The organism is Novosphingobium humi, from assembly GCF_028607105.1.
In the GTDB taxonomy this organism is placed as follows: Bacteria; Pseudomonadota; Alphaproteobacteria; order Sphingomonadales; family Sphingomonadaceae; genus Novosphingobium; species Novosphingobium humi.
Map to the genome: position 1 here is coordinate 1163853 of NZ_CP117417.1, position 24793 is coordinate 1188645.

The following is a 24793-nucleotide window of genomic DNA, read 5'->3' on the forward strand; positions in this document are numbered from 1 at the left end:
GCTTTATCAGGCCGGGCGCCGCCAGACCAGCCAGATGGCAAACAGGCTGAGCAGCGCCATGGCGAACCATGTCAGCGCATATTGCAGATGGCTGTTGGGGAATTGCACCACGGTCAGGCCGGGGATGGGGAGACCGGGGATTTCCGGCCCTTGGGCATCGATGAACCAGGCCGCTTGCCCCTTCACCCCCCGCGTGGCGGACATGGCGGCAATGTCGCGCGCATACCAGCGGTCCTGCGTCGGCACATTGGCCTGAAGGAAGCGCCCCTTGGGCTCGGTTTTGCGCAGCAGGCCGGTGATCGCCACTTCGCCCATGGGCGTGCGCGCGGCCTCGGCCAGCGCGGTACTGCCCAGCGGCACATAGCCGCGATTGATCCACACCGCGCGCCCGTCGCCCATGCGCAGCGGCGCCATCACCCAATAGCCCGCGCCCCGCTCGGTCAGCGCCGAGACCAGCGTGGTGGCCTGCGGTTCAAACCGGCCCAGCGCCCAGACGCGGCGATATTCCAGATCGGCCAGATCGCGCTTGCTTGGCGCCATCGGCAGCAGCCGCGCCTCGACCGGATTGGCGGTCGAAACCTCGTTCACATGCGCGATCAACGCGCGTTTCCATGCCAGCCTTTGCACCTGCCATACGCCCAGCGCCGAAAACAGCGCCGCACAAAGCAGCAGGGCGGCCACCGGAAGAATCCGGCGCCGCCCCTTTTGCTGGCCATAAAGGCCGGACTTCATCAGCCCATGCCGTCCATCTTGACCGGCATCATGTTGGCATTGAGGTGGAACATCACCCACAGCGTGCCCGACAGGATGATCGCCACCAGAAGGATGGTGAACAGTGCGGCCATCAGGTTCCAGCCGCCCTCGATCTTGCCGTTCATGTGCAGGAAGTAGATCATGTGAACCACAACCTGAACCGCGGCAAAGGCGGTGATGACGATGGCGGTCGTCGACTTGTCGGCGATCGCGCCGCTCATCACCAGCCAGAAGGGGATGGCGGTCAGGATCACGGAAAGGACAAAGCCGATCACGTAATCCTTGGTGGTGGCGTGGAACGCAGGCTCGTGGCCATGCCCGTGTGCGTGGTCAGCCATTAGCGCAGCACTCCCATCAGATAGACAAAGGTGAACACGCCGATCCAGACCACGTCAAGGAAGTGCCAGAACAGCGAGAGGCAGGACAGGCGGCGCTTGTTGGCCTCGGTCAGGCCATGCTTGCCCACCTGGAACAGCAGCGTGACCAGCCAGATCGAACCGAAGGTCACGTGCAGACCGTGGGTGCCGACCAGCGTGAAGAAGGCCGACAGGAACGCGCTGCGCTGCGGCCCGGCGCCTTCCTCGATCAGGTGATGGAATTCGTAAAGTTCGATCGAGAGGAAGCCCAGACCAAAGCACAGGGTCAGGATCAGCCAGCCGATCAGGCCCTTCTTGCTGCCGTTCTGCATTGCGATCATGGCAAAGCCATAGGTGATCGACGAGAAGAGCAGCAGCGAGGTGTTGAGCGCCACCAGCGGAAGGTCGAACAGATCCTTGGGCGCCGGACCTCCGGCATAATTGCCGCCCAGCACCGCAAAGGTGGCAAACAGCATGCCGAAGATGAGGCAGTCGCTCATCAGGTAGATCCAGAAGCCCAGCGTGGTGCTGTAGCCGTCCGGGTGGGCGTGTTCGTGCAGATCGTAATACTGCTCGGTGAGGTTGGTGCTCGCCATTACGCGGCTCCCTTTTCCAGCGCGGCCAGTTGGGCCGTGCGCGCAGCTTCAACCTCGGCGACATGGTCGGCCTTGATATAGAAGGTGCGGTTATAGTTGAAGGTGTGGAAGATCGCGGTGCCCACGATACCCACCAGCATCACGATGGCCAGCCACCAGACCTGCCAGATCAGCGCGAAACCGCAGACCGTCGACAGACCCGCCAGCACGATACCGGCCCAGGTGCCCTGAGGCATGTAGATGTCCTGGAAACCGCTGACCGGGCGGGCAACGCCCTTGGCCTTCATGTCGGCCCAGGCGTCGATGTCGTGGATCTTGGGCGTAAAGGCAAAGTTATATTCCGGCGGAGGCGAAGAGGTCGCCCATTCCAGGGTACGGCCGCCCCACGGATCGCCGCTTTCGTCCTTGTATTCTTCACGCTTCCAGATCGACACGGCGAACTGGATCAGCATCGCGCCGATACCGGCCGCGATCAGGAAGGCGCCGGCGAGCGCGATCCAGTAATAGACGCGCAGCGGCTCGAAGCTGGCGTCGAACACGCGCATACGACGCGTCACGCCCATGAAGCCGAGGATGTAGAGCGGGGTGAAGGCGATCCAGAAGCCCGGAACCCAGCACCAGAACGAAACCTTGCCCCAGAACTGGTTCAGCTTGAAGCCGAAAGCCTTGGGCCACCAGTAGTTGATCGCGGCAAACACGCCCCAGACCACGCCGCCGATGATGACGTTATGGAAGTGGGCGATCAGGAACACCGAGTTGTGCAGCACAAAGTCGGCGGCGGGCACAGCCATCATTACGCCGGTCATGCCGCCGATGGTGAAGGTGAGCATGAAGGCGACCGTCCACATCATCGGCAGTTCAAACCGGATGCGGCCGCGGAACATGGTGAAGAGCCAGTTGAACAGCTTGGCCCCGGTGGGGATCGAGATCACCATGGTGGTGATGCCGAAGAACGAGTTCACGGACGCGCCCGAACCCATGGTGAAGAAGTGGTGCAGCCAGACCGAATAGGACAGGATGCCGATGACACAGGTGGCGTAAACCATCGAGGTATAGCCGAACAGGCGCTTGGAACAGAAGGTCGAGACGATTTCCGAGAACACGCCGAACACCGGCAGCACCAGAATGTAAACCTCCGGGTGGCCCCAGATCCAGATCAGGTTGACATAGAGCATCGGCGAGCCGCCGAAGTCATTGGTGAAGAAGTTGGTGTGGAACACGCGGTCCAGACCCAGCAGGGCCAGAACGACGGTCAGCACGGGGAACACGGCAACGATCAGGATGTTGGTGACCAGAGCGGTCCAGGTGAAGACGGGCATCTTCATCATGGTCATGCCGGGCGCGCGCAGCTTGATGATCGTGGCGATCAGGTTGACGCCCGAAAGCGTGGTGCCGACACCGGCCACCTGAAGCGACCAGATGTAGTAATCCACGCCGACATCGGGACTGTACGCCAATCCAGAGAGCGGAGGATAGGCCAGCCAGCCGGTGCGCGCGAATTCGCCCACAAACAGCGAGAGCATGACCAGCACCGCGCCGCCCGCCGTCATCCAGAACGAGAAGTTGTTCAGGAAGGGGAAGGACACGTCGCGCGCGCCGATCTGGAGCGGCACGACATAGTTCATCAGACCCGTGACGAAAGGCATCGCCACAAAGAAGATCATGATGACGCCGTGGGCGGTGAACACCTGATCGAAGTGGTGGCTGTTCAAATAGCCGTCAGAGCCGCCGAAGCCCAGCGCCTGCTGGCTGCGGATCATGATCGCGTCGGCAAAACCGCGCAGGAACATCACAAGCCCCAGCACCATATACATGATGCCGATCTTCTTGTGATCGACGCTGGTGAACCACTGCTTCCACAGATAGCCCCAGAGGCGGAAATAGGTGAGCGCACCCACCAGCGCGATGCCGCCGAGTGAAACGGCCGCAAAGGTGGCGAGCACGATCGGCTCGGTCGGGATCGCGTCCGGGCCAAGGCGGCCCAGCAGCGGTGTCCAATGGGAATGGGTCGGGATCATGGGATCTCGCTATCAGCTAAGAGGGGTGCGCGCAGGGGCGGCCAGCGACAGCTTGGCAGCGGCGGCAGGAACGGGGGTCTTCACGCCATCGGGAACGCAGATCGCGCGCACGAAAGCCTTGGTGCGGGCATCGGCCTGCTCGGCGGCGCGACCGGGGATGACCGGGATGGTCGTTTCGCGGCCATTCTTGTCATAGGTCAGCGCGGCGACATTATAGATGCCTGCCTTGCCGGCGCCGCCGCGTGCGTCGAGCGCCATCATGTCGCGCACGCACATCTTGCCCGGACGGACGCAGAGGTTGACGATCTTGTCGAACAGCCCGTCGGCCACGGTGGTGAAGTGACGGACCGGTTCCTTCTCGCTGGGCTGTTCCAGCTGAAGATAGGCCACGGTGTCGAGCGCGCCGGCGCTGTCCTTGTCGGGATTGGAGCCGTCGCCGCCCTTGGCAACCTTGGCGACCCACTGGTCAAAATCGGCGTCGGTCATGCCGTGCATCTTGAAGCGCATGTGCGAGAAGCCCGCGCCCGAATAATTGGCCGAGAAGCCGTCAAACGTGCCCGTCTTGTTCAAAACGGCGTTCAGCTCGCTCGTCATCGCGGGCATGGCATAGATCTGCCCCGCCAGCGCCGGGATATAGAAGGAGTTCATCACCGAGGAGGCCGAGATGCTGAAATGCACCGGGCGGTCCACCGGCAGGGCCAGTTCGTTGACCGTGGCGATTTTCTGCTCAGGATAAATAAACAGCCACTTCCAGTCGAGCGCGACGACCTGGACTTCGAGCGGCTTCGCATTCGCAGCAAGAGGCTTGCCCTCGGCAATGCGCGAGACCGGACGGAACGGGTCGAGCGTGTGGGTGGTCACCCAGGTCAGCGAACCGAGCGCGATGATGATCATCAGCGGCGCGGCCCAGATCACCAGTTCGAGCTGGGTCGAATGGTGCCATTCGGGTTCATAGCGCGCACCGGCCTTTTCGCGATATTTCCATGCGAAATAAACGGTCAACGCCATCACCGGAACGATGATGATCAGCATCAGCAGCGTGGCCGTGACCACCAGGCTGGCTTCCTGTTTGGCGATGTCGCCCGCGGGGTTCAGCACCACCGGGCTACAGGCGGAGAGCGAGGCGAGGCTGACAAGGCTGCCGAGCCGGCTCGCGTGACGAAGGAGGGTGGGTTGCGTGCTCATGACGCCCGCGCGTAGGAGGCTCATGCTGCAACCGCGATAGGACATATTGTCCCATCAATTTGATTGCCATCATGGATCTTTTGATGCAGTCTCATTTCAGGCCCGCCAAAAGGCCCTGAAATCTGCGGTTTTCCGCGCGTTTTGGAACCTTGTGGACTGGTCATAATTAAAGAGAAAAGCCGGGTTGTTCCCATGGGAAAACACCGGCCCGATTTTGGGGATGCTGAACATGACCACCTCCGTTTCAAACGGGGTGGCCGCAGGGGTCGTTTCGGGCCATGCCGGCCATTCCGATCACGTTTCTCCCGGTGAGATCGCCATTGGCGTGATCATCGGTCGAACTTCGGAATTCTTTGACTTTTTCGTCTATGCCATCGCCTCGGTGCTGGTGTTTCCGAGCTTCTTTTTCCCGTTCACCGATGCCTATACCGGCACGCTCTATTCCTTCGCGATCTTTCCGCTGGCCTTTGTCGCGCGGCCTTTGGGCACCTTTGTGTTCATGACCATCGACCGACTCTACGGCCGCACGGCCAAGCTGGCCATCGCGCTGTTTTTGCTGGGCGGATCGACGGCTGCGATTTCCTTCCTGCCGGGCTATGCCACGCTGGGCAAGACAGCCATCGCGCTGCTCGCCCTGTTCCGGCTGGGTCAGGGTTTCGCGCTGGGCGGAAGCTGGGATGGTCTGGCCTCGCTGCTGGCGCTCAATGCGCCGCGTGACCGCCGCGGATGGTTCGCGATGGTGCCGCAGTTGGGGGCGCCGCTGGGGCTGATCGTGGCTTCGTCCATGTTCGCCTTCTTCGTCTCGTCGCTGCCCACCGAGGATTTCCTGAGCTGGGGCTGGCGCTTCCCGTTCTTTGTGGCCTTTGCCATCAACGTGGTGGCGCTCTTTGCCCGCCTGCGTCTGGTGGAGTCGCCCGAATTCGTGCGCCTGTTCGAAAGCCGCGACCTGCAGCCGGAAAAGGCCATCGTCACCATCCGCGAGGAAGGCCGCACCATCCTGATCGGCGCTCTGGCGCCTCTGGCCAGCTTTGCGCTGTTCCACATGGTCACGGTGTTTCCGCTTTCCTATGTGATGCTCAACACGCCTGAGCGCCCCGCCTCGTTCCTGATCATCGAAACCGGCGCGGCCATGATCGGGGTGATGGCGATCATCGTCTCGGGCTATATGGCGGACCGCTTCGGGCGCCGCGCGGTGCTGGGCGCTTCGGCGGCGGCGATTGCGGCTTTCTCCGGCTTTGCCCCGCAATTGCTGGGTCAGGGCACCGGAGGCGAGGTCGCCTTCATGACCATCGGTTTTGCCATTCTGGGCATCTCCTTTGGCCAATCCTCTGGCGCTGTGGCGTCCAGCTTCTCGACCCAGCATCGCTATACAGGTTCGGCGCTGACCAGCGATATCGCATGGCTGGTGGGGGCCGCCTTTGCGCCGCTGATCGCGCTGAAACTGGCCACGACCTATGGGCTGATCTCGTCGGGGGCCTATCTGCTCTCGGGCGCGGCGGCCACGCTGATCGCGCTGTGGGCCAACCGCGAACTGGCGGGCAATCGCAACAATGCGATGAGCCCGATGTCGTTAGCCGTTTAATCGGGGCGATCTGATCGCGCAGGGCAACACCATTGCCCGCAGGTCTTGGATCTGCAAAGGAAAGGGGGCGTGAAAAGCCCCCTTTCTCTTGACCTCAAGGCTGTGAGCGAGCCTGAACGCCCTGCGATCAAGGGCGATCCCATGCGCGCGAATCCGATCTGGCCCTATCTGGCCTCGCTGGGGCTGGTCGGGGGCTTTTCCCTTTTGGGCATCCTGCTCAACCCCTGGCTGGGCGAGGGCTATGCCTCGCTGGTTTTTGTGGTGGGCGTCTCGATGGTGGGGGCGCTCTATGGGTTGATGCCCTCGCTGCTCTGCGCGCTGCTTTCCTCGCTGCTGTTCGACTTCTTTGTCTCCGAGCCGGTGTTTGAACTGGCGATCAGCCGGACCACTGACCTTGCCCCGCCGGTGGTCTTTGCGCTCTGCGCGGTGATTTCGGGCCTGCTGTCGGGCCGCCTGCGCGACGAGGCGACGCGCGCCAACCGTTCGAACCAGCAATTGGCCAGCCTGCTCTCCCTCTCGCGCCAGTTGCAGAGCGCCAGCAGCGACGAGGCCGTCCATGACATCCTGTGCGACAGTCTGCTGGCCGGACAGGGCGGTTCGCTGGGCCTTTATCGCATGACCGAGGGGCGCGCCGTGCCGGTGGCCCATAGCGGAGAGGACCCGGAATGGATCGCCCTGGCCAAGGCGGCGATGCTGTGGGAGCCGGAATGGCTGGAGGATGAGCATCTGATCGGCTGTCGGTTGCTGGCGGGGGAGCATTGCGTGGGGGCGATGGTGGTGGACCGCGCCACGGCGCGCGCGCGCGGTATCGGCCTGATGCTGGCGCAGGGGCGGATGGCGGCGCTGGCGCTCGAACGGATCGATCTGTCGCTGCGCCTGTCCGAGGCCCATGCCCATGCCCGCACCGAGGAGCTGAAATCGGCGCTGCTCGCCTCGGTCAGCCATGACCTGCGCAGCCCGCTGACCGCGATCAGCGCCTCGGCGGCGAGCCTGCTGAGTTTCGGGGCGCAATTTGACAGCGAAACCTCGCATGAGCTGCTGGACGGCATCGTGAAAGAATCGGCAAGGCTCAATGACCTGACCACCAACCTGCTCCAGATGACGCGGCTTGAGGCGGGCGAGGAGGGGTTGAGCTGGTCGCTGCTGCCGGTGGGCGAGAGTTTGCGCGCGATCATGGGCCGGGTGCAGATGCATCGCCAGACCCACCCGATGACGCTGCATATGCCGCCGCAGGAATTGCTGGTGCGCACCGATGCCACGCTGTTTGATCTGGCCGTGACCAATGTGCTGCAGAACGCGATCCGCTACAGTCCGGCGGGCCGCCCGATCACCATTGCCTGTATGCCCGAGGGCCGGTGGTGCCATATCGCCATCAGCGACGAGGGTCATGGCATCCCTCCTGCCGAGCAGGAAAGGGTGTTCGACCGCTTCTACCGGCTTGCGCGCGATGCCCGTGTGCCGCAAGGTTCGGGGCTCGGGCTGGCCATCGTGCGCGGCTTTGTTCAGGCCTCGGGCGGCAGGATTAGACTTGAATCGCCGCTGCGCGATGGGCAGGGAACGCGCATCACCATCATCCTGCCCCTGATGGAGCAGGACCAGAGCCGGTTGGCCGATGAGGATGAGGATGAAATTTGCGCCAATATGGCGGATGACGCGGATGATCGGGCGCCGGGCGCGGCAGGCATGAAGGCATAAGGGAACATATGGTTAGCGGTCATATCTTGCTGGTGGATGACGAAGTGGGCATCGTGACGGCGCTGCGCCCGGCCTTGCGCGCGGTGGGGCATGAGGTGACGGTGGCCAGCGACGGCACCGCCGCTCTGGCCAGTTTCCTGCTGGCCGATCCCGATGTCGTGCTGCTCGATCTGGGTCTGCCCGACATGGATGGCAAGCAGGTGATCCGCAAGATCCGCGAGACATCCTCGACCCCGATCATCGTGATTTCCGCCCGCCATCAGGAGGCCGAGAAGATCGCCGCGCTGGACGAAGGGGCCGATGATTATGTCGACAAACCTTTTGTGCTGGGCGAATTGCTGGCGCGGGTGCGTTCGGCGCTGCGGCGGCGGCAGCATCTGATCGAGGTGCCCGAGGGGCTGGATCTGGGCCATCTTAGCATTGATTTCGGCACGCGCGAGGTGCGTCTGCGCGGCGATCTCATCAAACTTTCGCCCAAGGAATACAATCTGCTGCGTATGCTGGCCGACAGCGCGGGGCAGGTGGTGACGCAAAAGCGCCTGCTGGCTGCGGGCTGGGGCCGCTCAGAAGCCGATCCGCAATATCTGCGCGTCTATATCGGCATGTTGCGGCAAAAGCTGGAGATCAATCCGTCCGATCCCCAGATGATCCTGACCGAACCGGGCGTGGGTTATCGTCTGCTGGTGCCCGCGTCGGTCTGATTGCGGGGCCGGAAGGAAAACGGGCACAAAGGAAAGGGGCCGCCTTCATATCGCTTAGGGATAGGTTGATGATGAAGGCGACCACACAAAGTTGCGGATCGGAAAGCCAGACAAAGGCCGGCATGTTTTGTTTTTCTGATACCCAGCCTATCCAGCCCCCGCATGGCTTGCACCTAAAAAAGCCATAAACACTGATTCTTGCCGCCGTTTCGGTTGCAAGCCCTGTGTTGCGCAGGAGGCAAATTCAGTAGCCCGGAAAGAGCTTGCGGATCAGTTGTCCGCGCCAGGGCTTGCCATGATAGTTGAAGAAGAACCACCCGAACAAACGCGTGAAACCCAGCACGGGCAGGGCCAGCGGATCGCGGTTTTCGCGCATATGGGCATAGAGCGCGTGGTCTGCCCGGCGCCGGTCCGCCCCATTGCCGCCGCCGCGGATGCCATAGGCATTGTCATGCCGTTTGCACCCGATGTTGCGGTTGTGGATCCGGCCATTCATGAACAGGCAGTAGCGGCGCTGGGTCATGGCCATGGATAGACCCGCGCCCGCGCCCGCTTTCAAGCGCAAAATCTTCTACCTGCCCGGATATGACCCGCGCGGGGCGCGCTATTACCACGCGCTGCTGGCCGAAGAGGCGCGCAAGGAGGAGGGTTTGAGGCTCTCGCGCCGGGGGCGGGCGGGGTGCAATGTGGCCTGGACGCTGGCGCGTGAGGATGGGGCGGTGTCGGGCGCGCATGAATTTCTGGTGTGGGACGATATCGTCCGGGCCACATGGGCCAAACACCCTCCCGCGCTGCTGTGGCAGGGGATAAGGACCTATTGGCACCTGTGCCGCCATCTGGACTGGCAATTGGCGCGGCGCTGGCCCAGGGCGGGGTGGAAGACGCTGTTTTTGCCCGGTGTGCTGTATATCGCGCTGCCCGTGGTGTTCGCGCTGGGCCTGTGGGGTTTGCTGGGGCGCGGGTGGCTGGCTTTGCCGGTGGCGCTCGCTCTGGGTTGGGCGCTGGCGATGGAACTGCAGAAGCGGCTGCACAGCCTGTGGCTGCTGCGCTTTGTGATTTTCAGCACCATTGTTGCGCGACAAGAGGCGCCGGGGCTGGAGGAGCGGCTCGACTGTTTTGCCGAGCGCATCGCTACGGCGCTGGAGGAGGATTGGGACGAGGTGCTGCTGATCGCCCATTCGGCGGGGACGATCCTGTCGGTGATGGTGATGGCGCGTCTGCTGGCGCGGCGGGGCGGGGCGATGCCCGACCATTTCGCGCTGGTAACGCTGGGCAGCGTGGTGCAGCTCATCGCCTGCCGGGGGGATGCGGCGTGGTTTGGCGCGGTGCTGGACACGGTGGCTGCCGGGAATTTCCGCTGGCTGGATATCGCCTCGGTCACGGATGGGGCCTGTGTGCCGCTGGTCGCGCCATGCCTTGGGCGGGCGAGGGAGGCGCCGGAGGGGCTGGTGCAGATCACCCCGCGATGGTTCGTCTATTGCGATCCGGCCCGCTATGCGCGGCGGCGGCGCGATAAATATCAGACCCATTTCGATTACCTGCGCCGATTGGATCGCGCATCGCCGGTGGATTATCTGGCGCTGGTGGCATCGGGGCGCCGGATTGGCCAATCCATCGCCGCGTTTGAGGCGCAGCGCCATGCATGAATGCCCTTTCACTCCGCCCTATCCGCAACCTCTGGCCAAAAAGCCGGGGCTGCTGCGCCGCTTCTATCTGGGCTGGTGCAAGAGCTGGCTCGATATGCTCCATGGCCGGGCCTACACGATGAAGCTGGGCGTGACGCAATTGCCAGCGGGGCGGGCGTTCATGGTCAACGATATGGCCCTGGTCGAGCAGGTGCTGCACGATGCGGCGCAATTTCCCAAGCATCGCATGGTGCATGACATGCTCTCCCCGATGATCGGCAACAGCGTGTTTGTCAGCAATGGCGAGGAATGGGCGCATCAGCGCGCGATGGTCAATCCGGCCTTTGTTCACACCAATCTGAAACGCGCCTTTCCGCTGATGGCGGCGGCCACGCGCGACATGATCGGGCGGATGCGGGGGCAGGCTGATGCGGCATGCGGGCGGGCTGTGGATGTCGATCCGCTGATGACGCATGTGACGGCCGATGTGATCTTCCGCACGATCTTTTCGGTGGAATTGGGCGAGGCTGAGGCTGAAGCGGTCTATCGCGCCTTTGGCGAATATCAGAGCGTGTCGCAGCGGGCGCATCTGCTGCGCCTATATCGGCTGCCCGGTTTTGGGCTGGGGCGGCGGGCGCGGCGGCTGGGCGGGAAGGTGCGGGCGGTGTTTGCGCCTATGGTAGAGGCGCGGGTGGCGCAGCGGCGAGGCGAGCGGCGCGATATTCTCGACGCCTTGCTCGATGCGCGCCATCCGGTCAGCGGGGCGCCGTTCACCGCTGACGAGTTGGTGGACCAACTGGCGCTGATCTTTCTGGCCGGGCATGAGACGACGGCGACCTCGCTGGGCTGGGCGCTCTACCTGCTCTCGGAATGCGCGGAGATGCAGGAAAGACTCCATGCCGAGATCGAGGCGGCGACGGGTGGAGGGCCGCTCGATTATGAGCACGTCAGGGCGCTGGAGGGCGTGCGCAATCTCTATCGTGAGGCGCTGCGGCTCTATCCGCCGGTCGGGTTTTTGCCGCGCACGTCCGAGGCGCCCGTCACCATGCGCGACAAGCGAATCGGGGCGGGCGAGTTGATGCTGGTCGCGCCATGGCTGGTTCAGCGCAATCCGGGCAACTGGGCCTGTCCGCATGCCTTTGCCCCCGACCGTTTCACCACGCCCGAGGGGGCCGAGGCGCTGAAGGAGGCGTGGATTCCCTTTGGCAAGGGCGAGCGAATCTGTATCGGCGCGGGCTTTGCCCAGCAGGAGGCGGCGCTGATTCTGGCCGAGGTGATCCGCCATTTCCGGCTGGAATTTCCCGCCGGGCGGCGCAGGCCGGAGGTGGTGGCGCGGTTGACCCTGCGCCCGCGCGACGGGTTTACTCTGGTGCTGCGTCCCCGTTGATCAGATGCGGCGCAGGCGGTCGGTCCTTGTTTCATCTTGGCGGTTCAGCACCGAAACCGGGCCGCGCTGGTAATAATCGCGGGTTTCGCTCTGCTTGGCGCTGACTTCGGCCGGGGTGCGCAGCAGGACGGGGTCAATCGGCCGGGCAAAGGCCACGCCGAAGCGGTTGCTTTGAACCCAGGCGACAATGCCCTCGATGGCCCCGATATTGCGCAATTCCAGCACGACCTGTTCCCCGACAGTGGCGCCCAGCGTGCCCTCGGCCATCAGGCCGGTGGCCGAAACATTGCGGATCTTGACCCGTTCATCCAACTGGCGGTTGGGCCAGTGACAGACAGAGGAAAGCAGCAGATTGTTGCGCGGGGCATTGCGCTGGTCAGCATAGGGATCATTGGTGGTGTCGAGCTGAGACATAACTTTGTCCTGAAGCGGAATGCGGTCTGATTCTCTAAAACAGTCCGACAAAGTTGGCCTGAACCGGGGATTAGGTTGGTTTACATAGCGGCGAGGGGAAAGGCCGGGGGTTTGTCGAAAATTTCGGCGGTTTTGCCCGGTTTCCTGCGCGTTCCCGCTTGAAAGCGGCACCCATTTATGATTCTTGGTAATTATGCGACAAAGAATGCACAGGCCGAAAATGGCGCGTGAAGCTGTGGCGCAGGGTGTGGCCCTGTGTCTGCTTCTGATCATGCTTGCCGTGGCGATCGCCGGGCCCAGCGGCCTGCTGGCGTGGAGCGAGAATCGCCAGTTGCTGGAGCAGCGCCGTCAGGAAATCCAGAAACTGGCGGTCCAGCGCGATGAATTGCGCAACCGTGTCAACCTGCTCGATCCGCGTCATGCCGATCCCGATCTGGCCGGAGAATTGTTGCGCAAAAATCTTAATGTTGCGCATCCTGATGAGATCATCATGATGGTGAACTGATCGCGCGGTGATTCCTGCCCTCTGTCAAGTGGGCCATTGGAAGTGATGCGCGGTCATTACAAAATTCGTATGTGACGGTTTGCTGGATGGAGTCTAACTCCTATAGGCAAGGCTGAACATAACGACCTTCAGGGGAAGCGTCTTGGCCAGAACCGGCAAAACTCAGAATGCGGCGCCTGCCGCAGCCGATAACTCCCTCAATGCTCTTCAGGCCGCCTATGAGGCCAATCGGCGCTATGCCGCCAGCGATGAGGAATTGCTGCATTTCTATGAGCAGATGGTGCTCATCCGCCGATTCGAGGAACGTGCGGGTCAATTGTATGGCCTCGGCCTGATCGGCGGCTTCTGCCACCTCTACATCGGTCAGGAAGCGGTGGCCGTCGGCATCCAGTCGGCGCTGAAAGAAGGCCACGACAGCGTGATCACCGGCTATCGCGACCATGGCCACATGCTGGCCTATGGCATCGATCCCAAGGTGATCATGGCCGAGCTGACCGGGCGCGAGGCCGGCATCAGCCGCGGCAAGGGCGGTTCGATGCACATGTTCAGCACCAGCCACAAGTTCTACGGCGGCCACGGTATCGTGGGCGCGCAGGTGTCGCTGGGCGCGGGTCTGGCCTTTGCGCATCAGTACAATGAGGACAATGGCTTGTGCGTCGCCTATTTCGGCGATGGCGCGGCCAACCAGGGTCAGGTTTACGAGAGCTTCAATATGGCGGCTCTGTGGAACCTGCCGATCATCTTTGTTGTGGAAAACAACCAGTATGCGATGGGCACGGCGGTCAACCGTTCGTCGGCCGAAACGCATTTCCATCGTCGCGGCGCGGCCTTCCGCATCCCCGGCATGGACGTGAACGGCATGGACGTTCTGGAAGTGCGCAGCGCGGCCAATCTGGCGGTCGAGCATGTCCGCTCGGGCAATGGTCCGGTGCTGATGGAACTCAACACCTATCGCTATCGCGGCCACTCGATGTCCGACCCGGCCAAGTATCGCAGCCGCGAGGAAGTCAACGAAGTGCGCGACCATCGCGACCCGATCGAGGCGGCCAAAAAGGACCTGCTGGATCGCGGCATTCCTGAGGACAAGCTCAAGGAAATCGAAAAGCGCATCCGCGCCATCTGCACCGAAGCGGCCGATTTTGCCGAAAATTCGCCCGAACCGGCGATGAACGAGCTTTATACCGACGTTCTGGTGGAGACTTACTGAGATGGCGATTGAACTCAAGATGCCCGCTCTCTCGCCCACCATGGAAGAGGGCAAGCTGGCCAAATGGCTGGTCAAGGTTGGCGACGAAGTGAAGTCGGGCGATATTCTGGCCGAAATCGAAACCGACAAGGCGACGATGGAATTTGAAGCGGTGGACGAAGGCACCATCGGTTCGATCCTGATCGCCGAAGGCACCGAAGGCGTGAAGGTCGGCACGGTCATCGCGCTGATCGGCGGCGAAGGTGAGGCGGCCCCTGCGGCTTCGGCTCCTGCTGCTGCCGCTCCGGCTGCTGCTTCTGTGGCGGCGGCACCTGCTGCTGCGCCTCGTCCGGCTGATCCGGTTGTGCCCCATGGCACCAACATGAAGACCTCGACCGTTCGTGATGCTTTGCGTGACGCCATGGCCGAAGAAATGCGCCGTGATCCGCGCGTTTTCGTGATGGGCGAGGAAGTCGCCGAATATCAGGGCGCCTATAAGGTGACTCAGGGCTTGCTGGCCGAATTCGGACCCAAGCGCGTCATCGACACACCGATCACCGAATATGGCTTTGCCGGTATCGGTACGGGCGCAGCGATGGGTGGTCTGCGCCCGGTGATCGAGTTCATGACGTTCAACTTCGCTATGCAGGCGATTGACCACATCATCAACTCGGCGGCCAAGACCAACTATATGTCGGGCGGTCAGATGCGTTGCCCGGTGGTGTTCCGCGGCCCGAACGGCGCTGCCAGCCGCGTGGGCGCTCAGCACTCGCAGAACTATGGCCCGTGGTATGCCAACGTGCCCGGCCTGATCGTGATCGCGCCCTATGACGCTTCGGATGCCAAGGGCCTGCTCAAGGCCGCTATCCGCAGCGAAGATCCGGTCGTCTTCCTTGAAAACGAACTGATCTATGGCCGCTCGTTCGAACTGCCCGAGTTGGACGATCACGTTCTGCCCATCGGCAAGGCCCGCATCATGCGTGAGGGCAAGGACGTGACCATCGTGTCCTATTCGATCGGCGTGGGTCTGGCCTTGGAAGCGGCTGAAGCGCTGGCGGGCGAGGGCATTGACGCCGAGGTCATCGATCTGCGCACGCTGCGTCCGCTGGACAAGGAAACGGTGCTGACTTCGCTGGCCAAGACCAACCGCCTTGTCGTGGCCGAAGAAGGCTGGCCGACCTGCTCGATCGCCTCGGAAATCGCGGCCATCGCGATGGAAGACGGCTTCGACTATCTCGACGCGCCGGTGGTCCGCGTGTGCAATGAAGACGTTCCGCTGCCCTATGCGGCGAACCTCGAAAAGGCCGCGCTGATCAACACGCCGCGCATCATCGAAGCGGTCAAGAAGGTCTGCTATCGCTAAGCAGAGCTTCGGCTAAGGAATTAGGCGCCCCCTGTCGCAAGGCAGGGGCGCCTTTTTTGTTATGCGGTGGGCATCTCTGGGCCGCACGCCCAAACCTGTTCAGCATGACGCGCTGGGAGGCGTAACGGACACAAACAGAAAGGCCGAGGATCGCTCCCCGGCCTTTCTGTTTTCTACTGATGCCGTGATCCGTCAGGCAGGCTTCAGCGCATTGGCCGCGCTCAAGACCGCGCGCACCGAGGCGGTGGCGATGTCATTGTCGAGGCCAACGCCCCAGACCGTCTGGCCATCGGGACCAACGGCCTCGATATAGGCCGCCGCCTTGGCTTCCGATCCGGCCGAGAGCGCATGTTCGGAATAATCCTTCACCGAAATCGCCACCCCGAAATGTTCGGCCAGCGTGGCGACCACCGAGGAGATCAACCCGTTGCCGCGCCCGGAGACGCTGCGTTCCTGGCCATCGACGCCGATTTTTCCGGCGAACACGCGGGTGCCGTCGGGCGCGCGTGCTTCCTCGTAATCGACCAGTTGCAGATGCTGGGGATCATTCACATGATAGACGCGCTGGAACACATCCCAGATGTCGCTGGCCACCAGTTCGCGGCCCAGTTGATCGGCCAGTTCCTGCACATGGCGGCTGAAATGCGCCTGCATCTTCTTGGGCAGCTTCAGGCCCTGATCCTGCTCCAGCACCCAGGCAAAACCACCCTTGCCGCTTTGCGAATTGACGCGGATGACGGCTTCATACGAGCGGCCCAGATCGGCCGGATCGATGGGCAGATAAGGCACCGCCCAGAGTTGGTCATTGCGCTTTTCCTGCGCGGCAAAGCCCTTCTTGATCGCGTCCTGATGGCTGCCGGAAAAGGCCGTAAACACCAGTTCGCCGCCATAGGGATGGCGTTCGGGCACGGGCAGCTGGTTGCAATATTCGACAGTCTGGATCACCTCGTCGATGTCCGAAAAATCCAGACCCGGCGAAACGCCCTGCGTGTACATGTTCATGGCCACGGTCACCAGGCAGCAGTTGCCGGTGCGCTCACCATTGCCGAACAGGCAGCCCTCGACGCGGTCCGCGCCCGCCATCAGGCCCAGTTCGGCCGCCGCCACGCCCGTGCCGCGATCATTATGCGTGTGCAGCGAGATCACCGCGCTTTCGCGATTGGGCAGGTTGCGGCAGAAATACTCGATCTGGTCGGCGTACACATTGGGCGTCGCGCATTCGACCGTCGCGGGCAGGTTCAGAATGATCGGGTTCTCCGGCGTGGGCTGGAGAATGTTCATCACGGCCTCGCAGCACTCGATGGAAAAATCCAGCTCGGCGGTGGAGAAAGTTTCGGGCGAATATTCAAACTGCCACTTGGTCTGCGGGAAACGCGCGGCATTGTCGCGCAGCAGCTTGGCGGCGTTTTCGGCGATGCCGCGCACCTGCGGCTTTTCCATGCCGAACACAACATTGCGCCACAGCGGCGAAACGGCGTTGTAAACATGGACGATGGCCGAATGAATGCCCGCCAGCGATTCAAACGAAGTCTTGATCAGATCCTCACGCGCCTGCGTCAGCACCTGAATCAGCACGTCATCGGGCACGCGGCCCTGATCGACCAGACCGCGAATGAAGTCATATTCGGTCGCGCCCGCGCTGGGGAAGCCGACCTCGATTTCCTTGAGGCCCACCTTGACCAGCAGGTCGAAGAAGCGGTTCTTCTTTTCCGCGCCCATCGGGTCGATCAGGCTCTGGTTGCCGTCGCGCAGGTCGGTCGAGAGCCAGCGGGGGGCTTTTTCGATCACCTTGGACGGCCAGGTGCGATCAGGGATGTTGATCTGCGGAAACGGACGATACTTGACCGAAGGGTCTTTCAGCATGGACATGTCAGGATCTCGTAAGGCTGGATATGCGACTTGAGGCTTGATGCTTGCTCCCTTGAGCGCCGCGCGCGCTCAACCGGCACGCCAGCTCACGCCCAAGGGCGGATAAGTCGCAGGGTAAGGTCCAGGTGAGCGATCATGGGGAAAGCCTATGACGCCATCGCGGCGCGAAGTAAAGTCTTGATTGCGCCGCGATGCGAAAGGCTCAAGCCCCGCCGCAGGCTTCGAACAGGCGGTCCACCGGCCCGGCGGGCAGGAACCACAGCACCGCCACCGCGCCCGCACAGGCAATGCCTGCCCATGGATGCCACAGGGCAAGGCCAAGGCCGGCCATATAGAGCAGCGTCGAGACCAGCCCTTTACGCATGCTGGTGCGGTAATAGGCCTCGGCAATCGGGGTGCGGTGGCCATGGCGGCGCACATCGGCCTGCAAGGGCAGATAACAGACCGCAGGCGTCAGCATCACGCCCAGATAGAGCATCGTGGCGTCTTTGCTGAAATGATGCTCGCCAAGATAGGCCGTGGCGAAAGGCACCAGCGAGAGCGTGAAGAGCAGCCCCATATTGTTCCACACCAGCCGGTTCGTGACCCGCGTGGCATGGGCCAGCAGACGGTGGTGGTTCACCCAATAGATCGCCACATAGGTGAAGCTGAGAACATAGGCGAGAAAGACCGGCCAGAGGCGGAGCAGGGGCTGCCAGCCTTCCTCGGCCGGAGCGTGGAGTTCGAGCACCATGATGGTGACGATGATCGCCAGCACGCCATCGGAAAAGGCCTCAATCCGCCCGATACTGCCGCGGCTTTCCAGTTCACTGTTGCTCATGGGGCCTCCGTTCGGTTTGCGGCGCGATCATGCACCACCCGGTCGAACCACGCCAGATAGGCATCGGCGCAAGGATCAGCCGCCAGACGCGCGATCAGCGGCCGCAGCAGCGCGGGCGAGGGGCGGGGCGCGCGCGCCACCGTCAGCAGGCCATGGGCCAGAGGATCGGGTTTGCGGCATGGCACGATCATGCCCGCATCGGGAATGGCCATGATGTCGCGCAGGAAATGCGAGCAATCGGTCGAAACCACCGGCACGCCATGGGCCAGCGCCTCGACTGCGACGGCGGGGCCGCCCTCAAACGTGCTGGAGACGAACAGCGCATCCGCCTCGGCCAGAAAGGGGTCGATGGCCGGGACATGGCCCATGAAACGCACCTGTTCGCCCAGCCCCATGCGGGCTGCCATCTTTTCCATGCGTGGGCGCAGATAGCCTTCGCCCAGCATGGTCAGCCGCGCGGGCGTGATCCGATTGAGCGCCGCGATGGTCTTGAGCGCCAGAGGTGCGTCCTTTTGCGGCTCAAACCGCCCGGCCCAGAGGATTTCCAGCCGGTCGCCGGTCGGGCGATGGGCGGTGGGATGATCGGCCAGAAAGACCGGGTCATAAAGCGTCGAGACATTCACCCATGGCGCGATGGCGCGGATCTCGGTCTCAAGGCCCGTGTTCATCGCGGCAAACCCGTCCAGATCGCCCGCAAAGCGGCGCAGCAGCCAGCGCACCGGCCCCGCCACGATGCCCTTGGGCACGGCGGGATTGGAAATCTTGGCCACCAGCGCGGCGGCACCACGTACTTTGGCCAAAGCCGGGATCAGCGGGAAATGGAAATTGCCCGGCAGGAAGATCACATCGGGCTTCAGGCGTTCGACATAGGGCGCCATTGCGGGGCCGAGTCGCAGGCGCGAGGTCAGGCTGCGCGGCAGCGGCGGGTCGAGTTCGACCACCGCAATGCGCGGATCGACCGTATCCTCAAGCCCCCCCATGCGCGCGCCACACAGGATCGTTACCCGCCGCCCACGGTCGATCCAGCGTCGCGCCATGCCAAGGGCGATACGTTCGGTGCCGCCCCGGTTGAAATCGTGGAAACAGATCAGGATATGGTCGGCGCGCATCGTCATCGCGCCAGCCATAAACAAGAAAGCGCGCCGGGCAAGGCTGCCGGGCGCGCTTCCGTGCGATCAGGAAGGAACGCTTAGTTCTTCGACTGATCAACCAGCTTGTTGGCGCCGATCCAGGGCATCATGGCGCGCAGCTTCGAACCGGTTTCCTCGATCTGGTGACGCTTGGCGGCGATGCGCGAAGCCTTCAGCTCGGGCTGGCCGGCGCGATTGTCGAGAACAAAGTTCTTCACGAAGCGGCCCGACTGGATGTCTTCCAGAACGCGCTTCATTTCCTTCTTCGTTTCTTCGGTGATGATGCGCGGGCCGGTCACGATGTCGCCATATTCGGCGGTGTTCGAGATCGAGTAACGCATGTTGGCGATGCCGCCTTCATACATCAGATCGACGATCAGCTTCAGTTCGTGGAGGCATTCGAAATAGGCCATTTCCGGCGCATAACCGGCTTCGACCAGCGTTTCAAAACCGGCCTGAACCAGCGCGGTGGTGCCGCCGCAAAGCACGGCCTGCTCGCCGAACAGGTCGGTTTCGCATTCTTCGCGGAAGTTGGTTTCGATGATGCCGCTGCGGCCGCCGCCAACGCCGCTGGCATAGGCCAGAGCGATGTCATGCGCGTTGCCGGTCACGTTCTGGTGGATGGCGACCAGGCAGGGCACGCCGCCGCCCTTCACATATTCGCCGCGCACGGTGTGGCCCGGACCCTTGGGGGCGATCATGATGACGTCGATGTCGGCGCGCGGCTCGATCAGGCCGAAGTGAACGTTGAGGCCATGCGCGAAAGCCAGCGCCGCGCCCGGCTTCAGGTTGGCGTGCAGGTCGGCGGCATAGATCGCGGCCTGATGCTCGTCGGGGGCCAGGATCATGAGAACGTCGGCCCATGCGGCGGCTTCAGCGTTCGAGAGCACCTTGAAGCCGGCGCCTTCGGCCTTGGCGGCCGAGGCCGAGCCGGGGCGCAGCGCGATGGCCACGTCCTTCACGCCCGAATCGCGCAGGTTCTGCGCATGGGCGTGGCCCTGCGAACCATAGCCGAGGATGGCGATCTTCTTGTTGACGATCAGGTTCAGATCGGCGTCGGCGTCGTAATAGACCTTCACAGCAATTCCCCTTGAATGCCCCCGCGCTTGGCGCTTTCAAAGGGGCCGGACAGGTGCCACCTGTCGGTGGCGGGTTTCAGATTTGGCGCGGCATCTGCATCAGACTGCCGCCCCGGTCAAGTTCAGGATTTCCGGGCGCGCCGGAGCCCCTTTTAAGATTTCCGCGTGCCGCGAACCATGCCCACCACACCCGTGCGGGCGGTTTCGACAAGGCCCAACTCGTTCATCAGGCTGACGAACATGTCGATCTTGTCGGGCGTGCCGGTCAGTTCGAAAATGAAGCTCTGCGTGGTGGTGTCGACCGGGCGCGCCCGGAATACATCGGCAAGGCGCAGCGCCTCAACCCGGTTCTCGCCCTTGCCGACCACCTTGACCAGCGCCAGCTCGCGCTCGACATAGGGGCCTTCCTCGGTCAGATCGATCACCTTGTGAACGGGCACAAGGCGGTCGAGCTGGGCATGGATCTGGTCGATCACATCGGGCGGGCCATGCGTCACGATGGTGATGCGGCTGGTCGAATGGTCCTCGGTGATTTCCGAGACGGTCAGGCTGTCGATATTATAGCCGCGCGCGGTGAACAGGCCCGCGATCTTGGCCAGAATGCCCGCCTCATTGTCGACCACCAGCATCAGGACATGGCGTTCCTCGGCGGCGTGCTTGATCTTCATCATCTCTCTCGCCCTCCTTACACCAGCGCCTTGGCTTCATCGTCGATGATCCCGGCCACATTGTCGCCATAGAGGATCATGTCGGTATGCGCCGCGCCCGAGGGGATCATCGGGAAGCAGTTGGTTTCCTTGTGAACACAGCAATCCACGATCACCGGACCGGGATGGTCGATCATCGCCTGAATGCCTGCGTCCAGTTCGGCCTCGTTCTGGATGCGGATGCCCTTCCAGCCATAGGCCTCGGCCAGCTTCACGAAATCGGGCAGCGAGTCCGAATAGCTGTTCGAATAACGGCTTTCATAGGTCAGTTCCTGCCACTGGCGGACCATGCCCATCCATTCGTTGTTCAAAATGAACACCTTGACCGGCAGGCGGTACTGCGTGGCGGTGCCCAGTTCCTGAATGTTCATCTGGATCGAGGCGTCACCGGCAATGTCGATCACCAGGCTGTCGGGATTGCCCAATTGCGCGCCGATGGCCGCGGGCAGGCCATAGCCCATCGTGCCCAGACCACCGCTCGTCAGCCACTTGTTGGGGCCGAAGAAGTGGAAATACTGCGCCGCCCACATCTGGTGCTGGCCGACCTCGGTGCTGATGACGGGATCGCGGTCCTTGGTCAGCTCGAACAGGCGCTCGATCGCATATTGCGGGGCGATCGTGCTGTTATAGCGCGGATAGGACAGGCTCTTCTTCGCCTTCCAGCCCTTCACACGCTCTTTCCACGCGGTCAGGTCCTGCGGCTTGCGGTTGCCCCACGCCTCGACCATCTGGCCCAGAACGGTCGCGCAATCGCCCACGATGGGCAGATCGACGCGGATGATCTTGTTGATGCTGGAACGGTCGATGTCGATGTGGATCTTGGTCGAATTGGGCGCAAAAGCGTCCAGACGGCCCGTCACGCGGTCATCCCAGCGCGCGCCGATGCAGACGATCAGGTCAGCCTGATTCATCGCCCAGTTGGCCTCATACGTGCCATGCATGCCCAACATGCCCAGCCAGTCGTCATGCCCTGCCGGAAACGCGCCCAGACCCATCAGCGTCGAGGTGACCGGCGCGCCGCTCAGCGCCTGAAGCTGGCGCAGCAGTTCGGATGCGCGGGGCCCCGAGTTGATCACGCCGCCGCCGGTATAGAGTACCGGCGCCTTGGCGTTGGCCAGCAGTTCAACCGCCTGCGCGATCTCGCTTTCGCTGCCCGCCATGCGCGGCTGATAGCGGTTGCGGCGCTGGACCGGGCCTTCGGGGAAATGGGCGGTGGCGATCTGGACATCCTTGGGGATGTCGATCACGACCGGGCCGGGGCGACCCGTCGTGGCGATCTGGAACGCCTCGTCGATCACCTTGGCCAGATCGGCCGGGTCCTTGACCAGATAATTGTGCTTGCAGCAATGGCGCGTGATGCCAACGGTGTCGGCTTCCTGAAACGCGTCCGAACCGATCAGCGGCGTACCGACCTGACCCGTGATGACCACCATCGGGATCGAATCGAGGAAAGCATCGGCAATGCCGGTGACGGCATTGGTTGCGCCGGGGCCGGATGTGACCAGCACCACCCCGGGCTTGCCGGTGGAGCGCGCATAGCCTTCGGCGGCATGGGCCGCGCCCGCTTCGTGGCGGACAAGGATGTGGCGCATGCGTGCATCGTTAAACAACGCGTCATAGATCGGCAGCACCGCGCCGCCCGGATAGCCGAATACGCATTCGACCCCCTGACGGGCAAGGCTTTCAACCAGAATTTGCGCACCGCTCAGCTCTTGGCTCACGGGAATCCATCCTTCTATCACAATGTTTGCGGCCACCGGCCCCGTATGGGGAGCGTGCTCACGACAATCGCGCGGCCATGGCCAAGCTTGGCCTGCTGCGCAAGAGGGGAAATGGTGCAAAACCGCGAAATTCAGCCATTTCGCAGGGTTTGACCCGACCTTGCCCCACCGGCACACAGGCGATTCCACGCCTGTCTATCGATGACGGCCCGGGCTCTAGGTGATGCAAAATGTCTCGTCAAGGATTAATCGTGAAATAAAATATCAAAATGACTTTTTAAGGCGACATTTGTGTGGCCCGCGCGGGGCCATTGCGCGGGCGGCTGGTGGCGAAACCATGTGTATTGGCGTTTGGCATATTGGCGCGTGGCCTGCGCGCCATCGGCAATCGCCTCGTCCAGTGTCATGTCTCCACGCAGATGCGCCGCGAGCGAGGCCACACCGATCGCCCGCATCACCGGCAGCGCAGGGTCCAGCCCGCGCGCCATCAGCACCTCGACCTCCTCCAGCGCGCCCTGCTCTACCATCAGCCCAAAGCGCCGGTCGCAGCGTTCATACAGCCAGTCGCGGTCGGGCAGCAGGATCAGCGGGGCCAGCGTGATGGCATCGCCAATCCCGCCCTCCAGCCTTTGCTGCCAATGGGCGAGGGTTTGCCCGGTGGAGCGCACCACCTCCAGCGCGCGATGGACGCGGGTGGTGTCATTGGCGTGCAATGCGGCGGCCCGTTCGGGGTCGAGGCGGCTCAGTTCCTCATGCGCCGCGCCCACAGGCATGGCGCGCACCGCCTCGCGCACTTCGGGCGCGATGTCGGGCACCGGCGCGATGCCATAGAGCAGCGTGCGCAGATAAAGTCCGGTGCCGCCCACCAGGATCGGCGTGATCCCGGCATCATGGGCCGCTGCGATCTCCCCGCGCGCGCGCGCCGCCCAATCGGCGGCCGAGCAGCTCTGCGCCCCATCCCACGCGCCATAGAGGCGGTGGGGGATTTCCGCCTGCTCCTGCGCCGAGGGCGCCGCCGAGAGAACCGGCAGGTCGGCATAGAGCTGTGCGCTGTCGGCATTGACGATGACGGCCCGCCGCCCGGATTTTTCCAGCGCGCGCGCAAGGCCCATGGCAATATCGCTCTTGCCGCTGGCGGTCGGGCCTGCAATGAGGCCGACCAAAGGGCGGGCTGACGGGCCTGTCGAGGAATGAAGGGATATTTCGGTGCTCATTGCGCGCGTATTAGCAGATTGCGGGGACCTGTCGGCAAGGATTGATACGTTGCTCGAGGCTTTGAGCGAAGGCGAGGCCTCGGCCGATGCGCGCGAACTGCCCGGCAATGTGTGGGAAGTCATTGTCGAAGGCGTGGCGCTGGAGGATCTGCGCGGGGCCATCGACACCCATGTGGGCGTCTCGGACGCGTTGATCGCGGATCATAAAATCCGCATTCCCAAACTGTTCATCTCGGACATGGATTCGACGATGATTTCGGCGGAATGCATCGATGAACTGGCCGATTTTGCCGGGATCAAGGATCGCGTGGCCGATATCACCGAGCGCGCCATGCGCGGCGAGCTGGACTTTGCCCAGGCGCTGACCGAGCGGGTCGGACTGCTCAAGGACTTGCCCGCTCAGGCGATTGCCGATTGCCTTGACCAACGCATCGCCCCGATGAAGGGCGCGAAGGTGCTGGTCGAAACGCTCAAGGCAAAGGGCTGCCGCACCGTGCTGGTGACGGGCGGCTTCCATCAGTTTGCCGATCCGGTGGCCGAGCAGCTTGGTTTTGAGCGCGTGGTGGCCAACCGCCTCGCTGTGGCCGATGGGCGACTGACCGGCGGGCTCGACGGCCCGATCTGCGACAGCGGCACCAAGAAGGCGACGCTGATCGAGGAAATGGCGGCGCTGGGCGAGGGGGCCGTGGCTCTGGCCACGGGCGATGGCGCCAATGACATCCCGATGATCGAGGCGGCGGCCTATGGCGTGGCCTTCGAGGCCAAGCCCAAGGCGCGCGCTGCGGCCAATGGCTGGGTGGATCGCGGGGATCTGACGGCGGTGTTGCGTTTGCTGGGCGTGGCGGAGAGCGATTGGGTTTTGGGCTAAGGGATTGATGCCTCCGGCG

At 63.0% G+C, this 24793-nt stretch carries 23 protein-coding genes; 9 read left to right on the forward strand and 14 right to left on the reverse strand.

The features are described 5' to 3' along the window. Positions 1-6 precede the first annotated feature (6 nt). Genes PQ457_RS05190 through cyoA form a run of 5 tightly spaced genes read right to left on the reverse strand, consistent with a single transcriptional unit; the run spans position 7 to position 4908 of the window. On the reverse strand, positions 7-732 hold the full coding sequence (locus PQ457_RS05190; RefSeq protein WP_273618696.1) for an SURF1 family protein: 726 nt from the start codon (positions 730-732) through the stop codon (positions 7-9). After that, entirely contained in the window at positions 732-1091 is a 360-nt protein-coding gene (cyoD, locus tag PQ457_RS05195) for a cytochrome o ubiquinol oxidase subunit IV (protein WP_273618697.1), read from the reverse strand. Before cyoD ends, PQ457_RS05190 begins: the two co-directional genes overlap by 1 nt. Next, the gene (gene cyoC / locus PQ457_RS05200; protein WP_168602511.1) at positions 1091-1705 is read right to left on the reverse strand and encodes a cytochrome o ubiquinol oxidase subunit III; all 615 of its coding nucleotides are present in this window, start codon (positions 1703-1705) and stop codon (positions 1091-1093) included. The genes cyoD and cyoC overlap by 1 nt, the downstream gene beginning before the upstream one ends. Then, entirely contained in the window at positions 1705-3723 is a 2019-nt protein-coding gene (gene cyoB / locus PQ457_RS05205; RefSeq protein ID WP_273618698.1) for a cytochrome o ubiquinol oxidase subunit I, read from the reverse strand. Before cyoB ends, cyoC begins: the two co-directional genes overlap by 1 nt. A gap of 12 nt (positions 3724-3735) precedes the next feature. Beyond that, positions 3736-4908 carry a ubiquinol oxidase subunit II gene (gene cyoA, locus PQ457_RS05210; protein WP_273618699.1) on the reverse strand — a complete coding sequence of 391 codons (1173 nt, stop codon included), beginning with the start codon at positions 4906-4908 and terminating at the stop codon, positions 3736-3738. A 229-nt stretch (positions 4909-5137) separates the two neighbouring features. On the opposite strand from cyoA, the gene PQ457_RS05215 reads away from it, so the two are divergent. From PQ457_RS05215 to PQ457_RS05225, 3 genes are all read left to right on the forward strand, one after another. Then, a complete protein-coding gene (locus PQ457_RS05215) occupies positions 5138-6490 on the forward strand; it encodes an MFS transporter (RefSeq protein WP_273618700.1) in 1353 nt (450 codons plus the stop codon). Positions 6491-6559: 69 nt separating this feature from the next. Next, the gene (locus PQ457_RS05220; RefSeq protein WP_273618701.1) at positions 6560-8185 is read left to right on the forward strand and encodes an ATP-binding protein; all 1626 of its coding nucleotides are present in this window, start codon (positions 6560-6562) and stop codon (positions 8183-8185) included. A gap of 8 nt (positions 8186-8193) precedes the next feature. Then, positions 8194-8886, forward strand: a complete 693-nt coding sequence (locus PQ457_RS05225) for a response regulator transcription factor (RefSeq protein WP_168602516.1) — start codon at positions 8194-8196, stop codon at positions 8884-8886. A 244-nt stretch (positions 8887-9130) separates the two neighbouring features. Here PQ457_RS05225 and PQ457_RS05230 read toward each other — a convergent pair whose 3' ends face one another. Beyond that, positions 9131-9415, reverse strand: coding sequence for a hypothetical protein (locus PQ457_RS05230; protein WP_168602517.1), 285 nt, complete (start codon positions 9413-9415; stop codon positions 9131-9133). On the opposite strand from PQ457_RS05230, the gene PQ457_RS05235 reads away from it, so the two are divergent. Together PQ457_RS05235 and PQ457_RS05240 are read left to right on the forward strand one after the other, a co-directional pair. Further along, the gene (locus PQ457_RS05235; RefSeq protein ID WP_273618702.1) at positions 9414-10532 is read left to right on the forward strand and encodes a hypothetical protein; all 1119 of its coding nucleotides are present in this window, start codon (positions 9414-9416) and stop codon (positions 10530-10532) included. The genes PQ457_RS05230 and PQ457_RS05235 overlap by 2 nt on opposite strands. Next, positions 10525-11898: a cytochrome P450 gene (locus PQ457_RS05240; protein WP_273618703.1), complete on the forward strand. Its 1374-nt coding sequence runs from the start codon at positions 10525-10527 to the stop codon at positions 11896-11898. The genes PQ457_RS05235 and PQ457_RS05240 overlap by 8 nt, the downstream gene beginning before the upstream one ends. Here PQ457_RS05240 and PQ457_RS05245 read toward each other — a convergent pair whose 3' ends face one another. Continuing rightward, positions 11899-12312: a PilZ domain-containing protein gene (locus tag PQ457_RS05245; RefSeq protein ID WP_273618704.1), complete on the reverse strand. Its 414-nt coding sequence runs from the start codon at positions 12310-12312 to the stop codon at positions 11899-11901. It abuts the gene before it with no gap. Positions 12313-12532: 220 nt separating this feature from the next. Between PQ457_RS05245 and PQ457_RS05250 the strand changes: the two genes are divergently transcribed. From PQ457_RS05250 to PQ457_RS05260, 3 genes are all read left to right on the forward strand, one after another. Continuing rightward, positions 12533-12817, forward strand: a complete 285-nt coding sequence (locus tag PQ457_RS05250; protein ID WP_246869987.1) for an FtsB family cell division protein — start codon at positions 12533-12535, stop codon at positions 12815-12817. Positions 12818-12959: 142 nt separating this feature from the next. Beyond that, on the forward strand, positions 12960-14024 hold the full coding sequence (pdhA, locus tag PQ457_RS05255) for a pyruvate dehydrogenase (acetyl-transferring) E1 component subunit alpha (RefSeq protein ID WP_273618705.1): 1065 nt from the start codon (positions 12960-12962) through the stop codon (positions 14022-14024). A gap of 1 nt (position 14025) precedes the next feature. Continuing rightward, a complete protein-coding gene (locus PQ457_RS05260; RefSeq protein WP_273618706.1) occupies positions 14026-15366 on the forward strand; it encodes a pyruvate dehydrogenase complex E1 component subunit beta in 1341 nt (446 codons plus the stop codon). Between the two features lie 192 nt (positions 15367-15558). On the opposite strand, the gene leuA is transcribed toward PQ457_RS05260, so the two are convergent. The 7 genes from leuA to miaA form a co-directional block, all read right to left on the reverse strand. Beyond that, on the reverse strand, positions 15559-17235 hold the full coding sequence (gene leuA / locus PQ457_RS05265; RefSeq protein WP_273618707.1) for a 2-isopropylmalate synthase: 1677 nt from the start codon (positions 17233-17235) through the stop codon (positions 15559-15561). A 202-nt stretch (positions 17236-17437) separates the two neighbouring features. Next, positions 17438-18055 carry a TMEM175 family protein gene (locus PQ457_RS05270; RefSeq protein WP_273618708.1) on the reverse strand — a complete coding sequence of 206 codons (618 nt, stop codon included), beginning with the start codon at positions 18053-18055 and terminating at the stop codon, positions 17438-17440. Next, positions 18052-19170, reverse strand: a complete 1119-nt coding sequence (locus tag PQ457_RS05275) for a glycosyltransferase (RefSeq protein WP_273618709.1) — start codon at positions 19168-19170, stop codon at positions 18052-18054. Before PQ457_RS05275 ends, PQ457_RS05270 begins: the two co-directional genes overlap by 4 nt. A gap of 74 nt (positions 19171-19244) precedes the next feature. Next, the gene (gene ilvC, locus PQ457_RS05280; protein WP_273618710.1) at positions 19245-20264 is read right to left on the reverse strand and encodes a ketol-acid reductoisomerase; all 1020 of its coding nucleotides are present in this window, start codon (positions 20262-20264) and stop codon (positions 19245-19247) included. Between the two features lie 152 nt (positions 20265-20416). Continuing rightward, entirely contained in the window at positions 20417-20932 is a 516-nt protein-coding gene (gene ilvN / locus PQ457_RS05285; protein ID WP_168602881.1) for an acetolactate synthase small subunit, read from the reverse strand. Between the two features lie 17 nt (positions 20933-20949). Then, positions 20950-22692, reverse strand: a complete 1743-nt coding sequence (gene ilvB / locus PQ457_RS05290) for a biosynthetic-type acetolactate synthase large subunit (protein ID WP_273618711.1) — start codon at positions 22690-22692, stop codon at positions 20950-20952. Between the two features lie 245 nt (positions 22693-22937). Then, positions 22938-23906, reverse strand: a complete 969-nt coding sequence (miaA, locus tag PQ457_RS05295) for a tRNA (adenosine(37)-N6)-dimethylallyltransferase MiaA (protein WP_273618712.1) — start codon at positions 23904-23906, stop codon at positions 22938-22940. A 40-nt stretch (positions 23907-23946) separates the two neighbouring features. On the opposite strand from miaA, the gene serB reads away from it, so the two are divergent. After that, the gene (gene serB, locus PQ457_RS05300) at positions 23947-24774 is read left to right on the forward strand and encodes a phosphoserine phosphatase SerB (protein ID WP_420540982.1); all 828 of its coding nucleotides are present in this window, start codon (positions 23947-23949) and stop codon (positions 24772-24774) included. Positions 24775-24793 lie beyond the last annotated feature (19 nt).

Bases quoted from the DNA above. Each gene is read 5' to 3' on its own strand.
- PQ457_RS05190 (WP_273618696.1), bottom strand. From the start codon at position 732: ATGAAGTCCGGCCTTTATGGCCAGCAAAAGGGGCGGCGCCGGATTCTT.
- cyoD (WP_273618697.1), bottom strand. From the start codon at position 1,091: ATGGCTGACCACGCACACGGGCATGGCCACGAGCCTGCGTTCCACGCC.
- cyoC (WP_168602511.1), bottom strand. From the start codon at position 1,705: ATGGCGAGCACCAACCTCACCGAGCAGTATTACGATCTGCACGAACAC.
- cyoB (WP_273618698.1), bottom strand. From the start codon at position 3,723: ATGATCCCGACCCATTCCCATTGGACACCGCTGCTGGGCCGCCTTGGC.
- cyoA (WP_273618699.1), bottom strand. From the start codon at position 4,908: ATGAGCACGCAACCCACCCTCCTTCGTCACGCGAGCCGGCTCGGCAGC.
- PQ457_RS05215 (WP_273618700.1), top strand. From the start codon at position 5,138: ATGACCACCTCCGTTTCAAACGGGGTGGCCGCAGGGGTCGTTTCGGGC.
- PQ457_RS05225 (WP_168602516.1), top strand. From the start codon at position 8,194: ATGGTTAGCGGTCATATCTTGCTGGTGGATGACGAAGTGGGCATCGTG.
- PQ457_RS05235 (WP_273618702.1), top strand. From the start codon at position 9,414: ATGGATAGACCCGCGCCCGCGCCCGCTTTCAAGCGCAAAATCTTCTAC.
- PQ457_RS05230 (WP_168602517.1), bottom strand. From the start codon at position 9,415: ATGGCCATGACCCAGCGCCGCTACTGCCTGTTCATGAATGGCCGGATC.
- PQ457_RS05240 (WP_273618703.1), top strand. From the start codon at position 10,525: ATGCATGAATGCCCTTTCACTCCGCCCTATCCGCAACCTCTGGCCAAA.
- PQ457_RS05245 (WP_273618704.1), bottom strand. From the start codon at position 12,312: ATGTCTCAGCTCGACACCACCAATGATCCCTATGCTGACCAGCGCAAT.
- PQ457_RS05250 (WP_246869987.1), top strand. From the start codon at position 12,533: ATGGCGCGTGAAGCTGTGGCGCAGGGTGTGGCCCTGTGTCTGCTTCTG.
- PQ457_RS05260 (WP_273618706.1), top strand. From the start codon at position 14,026: ATGGCGATTGAACTCAAGATGCCCGCTCTCTCGCCCACCATGGAAGAG.
- leuA (WP_273618707.1), bottom strand. From the start codon at position 17,235: ATGTCCATGCTGAAAGACCCTTCGGTCAAGTATCGTCCGTTTCCGCAG.
- PQ457_RS05270 (WP_273618708.1), bottom strand. From the start codon at position 18,055: ATGAGCAACAGTGAACTGGAAAGCCGCGGCAGTATCGGGCGGATTGAG.
- PQ457_RS05275 (WP_273618709.1), bottom strand. From the start codon at position 19,170: ATGACGATGCGCGCCGACCATATCCTGATCTGTTTCCACGATTTCAAC.
- ilvN (WP_168602881.1), bottom strand. From the start codon at position 20,932: ATGAAGATCAAGCACGCCGCCGAGGAACGCCATGTCCTGATGCTGGTG.
- miaA (WP_273618712.1), bottom strand. From the start codon at position 23,906: ATGAGCACCGAAATATCCCTTCATTCCTCGACAGGCCCGTCAGCCCGC.